This is a genomic window from Dietzia sp. B19 (assembly GCF_014145155.1).
In the GTDB taxonomy this organism is placed as follows: domain Bacteria; phylum Actinomycetota; class Actinomycetes; order Mycobacteriales; family Mycobacteriaceae; genus Dietzia; species Dietzia natronolimnaea.
Map to the genome: position 1 here is coordinate 1 of NZ_JAALED010000067.1, position 1,851 is coordinate 1,851.

At 71.4% G+C, this 1,851-nt stretch carries 2 protein-coding genes; both read right to left on the reverse strand.

Annotation, left to right across the window (positions count from 1 at the left end; genetic code table 11):
• A partial coding sequence (locus G6020_RS02885) for a TIGR03089 family protein (RefSeq protein ID WP_347238292.1) occupies positions 1–291 on the reverse strand: 291 nt, incomplete at its 3' end.
• A gap of 37 nt (positions 292–328) precedes the next feature.
• Positions 329–1,851: LCP family protein (locus tag G6020_RS02890; RefSeq protein ID WP_241732541.1), on the reverse strand; the 1,523-nt coding region annotated here is incomplete at its 5' end.

The following is a 1,851-nucleotide window of genomic DNA, read 5'->3' on the forward strand; positions in this document are numbered from 1 at the left end:
CGCCACGGCGTCGTCGGCCGGCCCGGTCCGCACCTCGGCCCCCGCCCACCAGACGCCCAGGAGCACCCCGGCGGTGAGCCAGTGGGCCGGCAGGTCGCACACCACGACGTCACCCGGGGCCACGCCCACCTCGTCCCGCAGGAGCCCGGCGATCTTGGCGGCCCAGTTGGCGGTGGAGGTCACGGACAGCTCGATCCGGGACGGTGCTCCGAGGTCGTAGTGCGTGACCAGCGGCGCGCCCGGGTCCGCTGCGAGGAGCGGCTGGAGCACGGTGTCTGCGGCGGTGTTCACGGGTCGTCCTCCGGACGGTCGGTCGGGTGCGGCTCGGTCAGTTCACACAGGGGACGTCCGAACCACCGGCGTCGAAGGTCGGACGCTGCGCGATCGACGGTGGCAACGGGGCGTAGGTGGTGGTCTCGGGGGAGTAGGACTCGGTCGCGGAGGCGTCCCCCGTGGGACCGCTGTAGTCCTCCGCCAGGACCACGCGGACCGCCCCGGGGGGCACCACGGGATCCACCTGGACGGGCAACCCGCCCAGCGCGTCGGAGACCGCGAACGCCGAGGGGTCGTCGGCCGAACCGGCGGCGACGTGGGAGGTGTACGCCGCTGCCGGATCGGTGAGCAGGTCCCCGACGGCATACCCGAGTTCGGACAGGGAACCGGAGACCCGGGCCGCCAGACCGTCGATCGCGGTGGTGTTGACCACCGAGACGGTCACGGCGGCGGGGTCCACCCCCGGGGTGCCGGTCTGCTCCTGCTCCTCCTCCACGTCGTCGGTACTGGCGAATCCGCCGACGAACTCCGCGACCTGGTCGGGGTCGACGGTGACGATGGACTCGCCCCATTCGGTGAAGGAGTCGATGCTCGTGACCGGGATGGTCTCGAACCGCACGTTCCCGCCGCTGATGTCCTGGAGCTTCATCGCGAAGTCCACGAAGTCCCAGTTCTCGTCGATGACGAACGACCGTCGGGCCGCGTCGACGAGCGCTCCGAGCTTCGTCGGGTCCGCGAGGGTGCCGGCGGACAGGGTCTTCTTGACCAGCTGGGACATGAACGCCTGCTGGCGGACGATCCGGTCGAGGTCGCCCGCGGGCAGGTCGTGCCGCTGACGCACGAAGCTCAGGGCGTCGGAGCCGGACACGGTCTGGACCCCGGCCCGGAAGTTCGCGCCGGACAGCGGTTCGTCGACGTCCTCGTTCAGGCACACCGGCACGCCACCGACGGCGTCGGTGAGCAGGACGAATCCCAGCAACCCGATCTCGGCGTAGTGGTCGGCCTGCACGCCGGTGAGATCGCGGACGGTGTTGATCAGTCCGTTGCGGCCGGCCTGGACGGCGTCGCGTTGGTCCTGCTCGGTGAGCGCACCGTCGGGGTCGTTCGCCACGGCCTCGTCGAGGTACGTCTGCTTGTATCCGGCGTAGACACCGTTGATCTTGCTGCCCCCGATGTCCCGGGTCTCCACGTAGACGTCCCGGGGGATCGAGATCGCGGTGGCCGAGCTCCCGTCCTCCGGGATCCGGATGAGCAGGATCGTGTCCGTGTTCTCGCCCTCGTCCTCGCCGGTCCGGACGGTGGCGAGTTCCTCCTGGCTGAGCGCGTTGCCCTGGGCGTCGGTGCGGTTGTCCGTCCCCACCAGGAGGATATCGACGGCGCCGTCGAGCCCGCCGTCCCCCACGTCGAGACCTCCGGCGGAGGACAGGTCGGAGCTCAGACCGTTGAACAGCGACCAGCCCACGCCGGTCACCAGGAGGCAGAACACGGATGCCAGAGCGGCGAGGGTGCGGGCGATCCGCGAGCCCAGCGGGCGGGAGGGGGTCGCGTGACGCCGACCGCGCCCGGGGGCGGGTGCGC